Source organism: Bacillota bacterium, from assembly GCA_013314855.1.
GTDB lineage: Bacteria > Bacillota > Clostridia > Acetivibrionales > DUMC01 > Ch48.
On the sequence record JABUEW010000003.1, the window covers coordinates 56,714 to 63,122 of the forward strand.

The window sequence follows — 6,409 nt, forward strand, 5'->3', positions numbered from 1 at the left end:
GCGGAAGGTCTCATAGAGCCTGTTAATCCGACGAGGGATAAGCAAATCAACTGTTTGAGCAAAATAATTACATTGATGTGCTATTAAATTTTATTCAAAATTATTTTGCGAGTTTGATTTGCCCCGAAGTGAATTTACAGGCTCTAGAGGCCTGGAGCACCGTTTCTGGAATATAATGGGTCATGGGAAGAAAATGCGCCCCCAGCCCGATTACAAAAGATTGGTTGATATTTGTATCATAAATATTATAAAATAAAAGCATATGAATGTAATTGAGTATACAAAGGAGGTTATTTTATGGCGAATCCGGAAAGCATTAAACTAAATCCACCCCAGAACAGATTAAGGGGTACACTTCCAAAGGTAGGCATACGTCCTACTATTGATGGGAGGCGCAAAGGTGTAAGAGAATCTTTGGAAGAACAAACAATGAATATGGCAAAAGCTGCAGCAAAGTTAATTACTGAGAATTTAAGGCATCCAAACGGTATGCCGGTAGAGTGCGTTATTGCTGATGCTTGTGTAGGGGGAGTAGCTGAAGCAGCAATGGCTGCAGAGAAATTTGAAAGAGAAGGAGTAGGGGTATCATTGACCGTTACGCCCTGCTGGTGTTATGGTTCGGAAACCATGGATATGAATCCCTATACTCCGAAAGCCGTATGGGGGTTCAATGGTACGGAGCGACCGGGTGCGGTATATCTCGCCGCAGTGTTGGCTGCCCATAACCAGAAAGGACTGCCTGCATTCAGTATTTATGGCAGGGATGTACAGGACAAGAATGATACAAGTATTCCTAAAGATGTGCAAGAGAAGATACTTAAGTTTGTTAAAGCAGGGCTTGCAGTTGCTGAAATGCGCGGCAAATCTTATCTTTCCATTGGATCGGTTTCCATGGGAATTGCAGGTTCTATAGTAGATGCAGACTTTTTCCAGAACTATCTTGGAATGAGAAATGAATACGTTGACATGAGCGAGTTTATTAGAAGAGTAGATGAAGAAATATACGATAAAGAGGAATTCCGGAAGGCATTAAAGTGGGTTAAGGAAAATTGCAAAGAGGGTCCTGATAATAACCCTCCTGAAATTCAACGTTCCAGGGAACAGAAAGACAAAGATTGGGAAATAAGCATAAAAATGGCAATAATTGCTAGAGACCTTATGATAGGAAATACAAAGCTTGCTGAAATAGGTTATGGTGAAGAAGCCCTTGGCCATAATGCAATTGCAGCGGGGTTCCAGGGTCAAAGGCAATGGACTGATCATTTTCCCAATGGGGACTTTATGGAAGCTATACTTAATTCTTCCTTTGATTGGAATGGTATAAGACAGCCCTTTATACTTGCTACTGAAAATGATAGCTTAAATGGTGTAGCTATGTTGTTTGGGCACCTTCTTACCAATACTGCCCAAGTATTTGCCGATGTGAGGACTTATTGGAGTCCTGAAGCTATTGAAAGGGTTACAGGGATTAAGCCTTCAGGATTAGCAGAAAATGGCTTAATCCACCTAATAAATTCCGGTGCAGCTGCATTGGACGGAAGCGGAGAGCAAACTAAAGACGGCAAACCTGTCATGAAACCTTTCTGGGAGATAACCCCTGAAGAAGCCGCAAAATGCCTGGACGCTACATTATGGAGACCTGCAAGTGTCGGGTATTTCAGGGGAGGAGGATTTTCATCGGACTTCCTTACAAGAGGAGGAATGCCCATAACAATGTCAAGAGTAAATATAATAAAAGGCCTGGGCCCTGTACTCCAGATAGCTGAGGGTTATTCTGTCGGATTGCCCGAGAAAATGCACGAAATACTTGATAACCGCACAGACCCGACCTGGCCTACAACCTGGTTTACACCAATACTTACAGGGAAAGGTGCCTTTAAAGATGTTTATTCGGTAATGGCCAACTGGGGAGCAAACCATGGCGCATTCAGCTATGGACACATCGGTGCCGAACTTATAACCCTGGCATCCATGTTAAGGATTCCCGTATGTATGCATAATGTTTCAGAGGATAAGATTTTCAGGCCCAGTGCATGGTCCGCCTTTGGAACTAATGACCTTGAGGGCGCAGATTACAGGGCATGCATTAACTTTGGTCCCCTGTACGGTAAAAAATAACCCTATACAGTAGTAAATTGTATGTTTCCTGTAATAATAATTTAATCCAAATTTAATCCGGGGATTTTTCTTTTACCCTGGGTTTTTCTTTTTTATTACGAAAATATATATACGAAAATATAATATAAATAAAAATTATATAATTAAGTAGGTATTAATTATGTATTGTTTTATGGTATAATTTTGTTGTCCAAATATGGTTTTAAGTAAGCGAATTCGTTTTGCTCAAGGATTCGTAGAAGTAAATTTTGTACTAATGCTTATTCCGGAGGCAAACAATGGTGTATGCTTCAATTAATGATAGAGTAGAAAAAATAAAGGGTAATGAGGAAGAAATCAACAGATTTGTTGAGGAGTACAAACCATTTATTGCATCATGTACGGAGAAATTTATTGGGAAATATGTAACATATGGGGAAAGTGACGAGCTTAGTATAGCCCTCATTGCCTTTGTTGAAAGTATAGAGTCTTTTGATTCATCTAAAGGTAATTTCCTGTCTTTTGCACAAAGCGTGATTAGAAAACGGCTAATAGATTTTTACAGGAAAGAAAAAAAACATATGAATGTAATATCTTTAAATGGGCACTATATTGAAGAAAGTGAAGAAGAAATCGATTTTAGTGTAGAAGAGGCATTGAACAAATACAATATTGATGAAGTTAGTGAATATAGGAGGCTGGAGATAGAAGAACTTAAAAAGGAACTACTACAATGGAATATTACGTTTAAGGATTTGGTGCAGGCTTCCCCGAAACACTCAGATACCAGGGAAATATGCAGGAAAATAATAAAGCTGGTAATTTCAAAACCTGAACTTGTAAAGCGTATTAAAGTTAAGAAATATCTTCCTATTGTAGAAATAGAAAAGAATCTAAAAATATCCCGTAAAAAAATCGAAAGACTTCGAAAATATATAATAGCTGCGGTTGTTATAATTACAGGAGATTATCAGTACATAAGAGAATATGTAAGGGATTATATACAGGGGTAAGTCATGATGGGTGATGTTTATGAAAGCTTTAGTGGTAGAAGTTACAAGTAAATACGCAATTGTATTAAAAAGCGATGGTGAATTTGTAAGAATCTCGAGAGTTAAGGATAATAAGGATAAAGAGCTTAAAGTTGGATATGAGATTGACCTTTCTCAGTGGGAGAAAACTAATAGAGATATTAATAAAAATGCATTAGTTACTTCTGTTATGAGAAAGGCAGCATCTATAGCTGCTATATTCTTAGTGGTTTTTTGTTTTAGCTATGGTGTTTACAGTTATTACAAACCATATACCTATATCAGTGTAGACATAAATCCCAGCGTGGAAATTACATCCAATATGTTTGACAGGATTATAAATATTGAAGGTATTAATGAGGACGGTAAAAAAATTGTCTCCCAAAAGGAGTATAAAAATAAAAATATAAGGGATGGTATTGAAGATATAATAGGAAACGCAGTTAAAGCAGGATATATTAAGCCTGATTATGAAAATGTAGTATTGTTAACTATTTCAAGCAGAGATGAAAGAAAATTTGATAAGCTGGAAAAAGATATACAAGAAGTTGTAAGTGAAGAGATTATTGCAACCGGAATTGACACAAGTGTTTATATTGAGAAGGTAGAAATGAATAAGCATGATGATGCAAAAGTAATGGGTATATCGCCGGGAAAATATTTATTACTTGAAAAGTTAAAGGAGAGTGACCCCCAAATTGAATATGAGGATTGGAAAGACGAACCTGTAAAGGAGATAATGAAATCTATTATTGATAAGAGAAAAGAGGAGATATTTAGAAACAAGCTTGAAAAAATGCAGGAAAAGGAAGAGCAGGAAAAGGAAGGGCAGGAAAAGGAAGAGAAGAGCGAGGGGAAAGGGAAGAGAATGGAAGAAGAAACAGTTAAAACAGAAGAGGAAATAAAAGTGGATGTGGATAAGGGCAACGCTAAAGGGAAAGAAGATAAAGATGATGAAAATGATAGGGTTGAAAATGAAAATAACAGTAATAACAATAATGAAAGTAAGAATAAAGAAGATAAAGAGAATAGTGAAATCAAAAATGAGAACATGAACAAATCCGATAAGGAAAATATAAAAAGAGGCAAAGAGGTCAAGGAAGGAAATAATAAAAAAGAGGGGAATAATAAAAATAAAAGTAAATAAAGATAAAGAAACAATAAATAGTTATTTACATTAATATTACAAACTTTACATTAATGTTACATTTTGGAAATACACTGGAAAGTTAGAGGCCAGTTTCGAATAAATATAACAAAAGGGAGAGGAGGCTTTTATCTATGAAAAAAGTAGTAAAAATTTTAAGCGTTGTTTTAGTAATGGCTCTTATTTTAACTTCCGGTGTGACTGTTGCATTCGCAGACAGCTGGAAGAAATCCGGTGAATCTTTTTGTATGAAGGAAATTGAAAAACTAAAGAAAGAGTATAAAAAAAATAAAATTCCCGTTGTAATTAAGTATGGGAAATTTCTTATTCCAACAAGACCTTTAGAAAAAGCACTTGGGGTTGATTTGGAATGGGATGAGGAAGAAAAAATTCTAACTATAGAGAAAGGTAAAACTACTATAGTAATAAACTTGGAAAGCGGAGATATAAAAGTCAATGGTAATAAGGTAGATTTAGGGAAATATGGTTGGACAAATAATAAAGGCAGGTTTGTACCAATAAGTCTTATATCTAAGATATTAAGAGACAGGTTGGGAATAGATGAGGATGACAAAGATGAAGATGAAGACGAGAAGGAAGATGAGGATGAAGATGAGGATGAAGATGAATATAAAACAGAAAAAATTACAATTATTAATGACAATGTAACCGGTACCGGAAAAGGACAGTTCGAATATGTCGGCGACTGGAAATATGGGGAACAATCGGGAGCCTATAACGGGGATAATCATTGGTCTAATACGGAGAATAATTACTTTCTTTTCAGATTTACCGGTAATCAAATCAGGTTATATGGTGCAAAGGCTGATACTCATGGAATAGCAGCCGTGTCTATTGATGGAGGCAGTGAAGTTCTTATTGATTACTATGCAGCGGAAAGAACAGATAATGCGTTACTGTATATCAGTCCGGAGCTTCAAGACGGCGACCATGTTCTTAAAGTTAGGGTAACAGGTGCAAAAAACAGTAACGCAAAGGATTACTATGTAACTGTAGATAGGATAGAAATAGTTGAACTGGTTAAACGGCAGGGAGCTTTAGAAGGTGTTGTTAATAATGCACCGGCTTCTGTAAACTTAAGTCTTCAGGGTAAAATTGATTGGGTCCATTGGGGATTTAATGGAGTTTCAGCAGTTAACAGGAAAGTAACTAATAAAGCTACACCTGACATTAGTAATTATACGAAAATAGGGAATGGAACCCTTTCTTGGGTTTCAAGTAATCCTGTTAAATATTCATGGACTGATGGGGCCCCAACACCCACAGTAATAAATACTACCTCAGCCATTTATATGTCTAATGTGGGAAGTGGTTTTCAGTTTACAGTACCTGCAGATACGAAAGAAAAGGTATTAAAGATATATGTTGCTGCATGGGATGCCACAGGTACCATTGAGGCAGTGTTAAGTGATGGTAGTGCAGCACCCTATACCGTTGATATTGTTTCCGATTCAGGTATTACTTGTAAAGTTGTTACAATAAGGTATAAGGCTGAATCCGTAGGGGAAAAGCTAACTATAAAATATACTGTAAAAAGCACTAAAGGCAGCAATATCAATAATATAAGCCTGCAAGCAGCCACGTTGAGTTAACCATTAAATAATAGACAGCCGGACATTCGTTAGACGTTAAAATATACCCTGTAAAGTAAATTAAGAAGGTTATAAGTTCAATTTATGCTTGCATATCAAGGGTTTCAAGGTTTCTTGAAGCCTTTTTTTATGCCTACTTTACTTGCAACTTTACTTATTGGAATTGTTTATTACGGACTTTAGCAGCTCACTACGTCTGTTAGCTGCTTCACGTTTCATCTGTTCGTTTACATGTCCATATTTATCAAGAGTGGTTGAAATGTTTTCATGGCCTAAATCGTTTTGGAGTGTTTTTATATCGGTACCGGCCTGTAAGCTTAACAAAGCAAAGGTATGCCTTAAATCGTGTATTCTTATCTTTTCAAGTCTTGCTCGTTTTAATATACCTTTCAAAGTTCTGTCAAAGTTCCTCGGTTGAACATGGTTTCCTGTTTCCGTTATGAATACAAGGCCGTTTTTAAAATGTTCTGCAATTTGTATATCATTCATGCCTAAATTCCTTAATTCTATTTCCTGTATGC

General features: G+C 36.5%; 5 protein-coding genes. 4 read left to right on the forward strand and 1 reads right to left on the reverse strand.

Annotated features, from left to right (window positions below; translation table 11 throughout):
• Positions 1 to 297: 297 nt before the first annotated feature.
• The 4 genes from HPY74_01170 (at position 298) to HPY74_01185 (ending at position 5,888) form a co-directional block, all read left to right on the forward strand.
• Entirely contained in the window at positions 298 to 2,118 is a 1,821-nt protein-coding gene (locus HPY74_01170) for an L-fucose isomerase (protein NSW89287.1), read from the forward strand.
• A 278-nt stretch (positions 2,119 to 2,396) separates the two neighbouring features.
• Positions 2,397 to 3,110 (forward strand): RNA polymerase sigma-I factor, encoded by a 714-nt coding sequence (gene sigI, locus HPY74_01175; GenBank protein NSW89288.1) that lies wholly within the window; start codon positions 2,397 to 2,399, stop codon positions 3,108 to 3,110.
• Positions 3,111 to 3,129: 19 nt separating this feature from the next.
• Positions 3,130 to 4,275 carry an anti-sigma factor domain-containing protein gene (locus tag HPY74_01180; GenBank protein NSW89289.1) on the forward strand — a complete coding sequence of 382 codons (1,146 nt, stop codon included), beginning with the start codon at positions 3,130 to 3,132 and terminating at the stop codon, positions 4,273 to 4,275.
• Between the two features lie 134 nt (positions 4,276 to 4,409).
• Positions 4,410 to 5,888, forward strand: a complete 1,479-nt coding sequence (locus tag HPY74_01185) for a copper amine oxidase N-terminal domain-containing protein (protein NSW89290.1) — start codon at positions 4,410 to 4,412, stop codon at positions 5,886 to 5,888.
• Positions 5,889 to 6,038: 150 nt separating this feature from the next.
• Here the strand turns inward: HPY74_01185 and HPY74_01190 are convergent, their stop codons facing one another.
• Positions 6,039 to 6,377 (reverse strand): tyrosine-type recombinase/integrase, encoded by a 339-nt coding sequence (locus HPY74_01190; GenBank protein NSW89291.1) that lies wholly within the window; start codon positions 6,375 to 6,377, stop codon positions 6,039 to 6,041.
• Positions 6,378 to 6,409 lie beyond the last annotated feature (32 nt).

Bases quoted from the DNA above. Each gene is read 5' to 3' on its own strand.
- HPY74_01180 (NSW89289.1), top strand. From the start codon at position 3,130: ATGAAAGCTTTAGTGGTAGAAGTTACAAGTAAATACGCAATTGTATTA.
- HPY74_01190 (NSW89291.1), bottom strand. From the start codon at position 6,377: ATGAATGATATACAAATTGCAGAACATTTTAAAAACGGCCTTGTATTC.
- HPY74_01170 (NSW89287.1), top strand. From the start codon at position 298: ATGGCGAATCCGGAAAGCATTAAACTAAATCCACCCCAGAACAGATTA.
- sigI (NSW89288.1), top strand. From the start codon at position 2,397: ATGGTGTATGCTTCAATTAATGATAGAGTAGAAAAAATAAAGGGTAAT.
- HPY74_01185 (NSW89290.1), top strand. From the start codon at position 4,410: ATGAAAAAAGTAGTAAAAATTTTAAGCGTTGTTTTAGTAATGGCTCTT.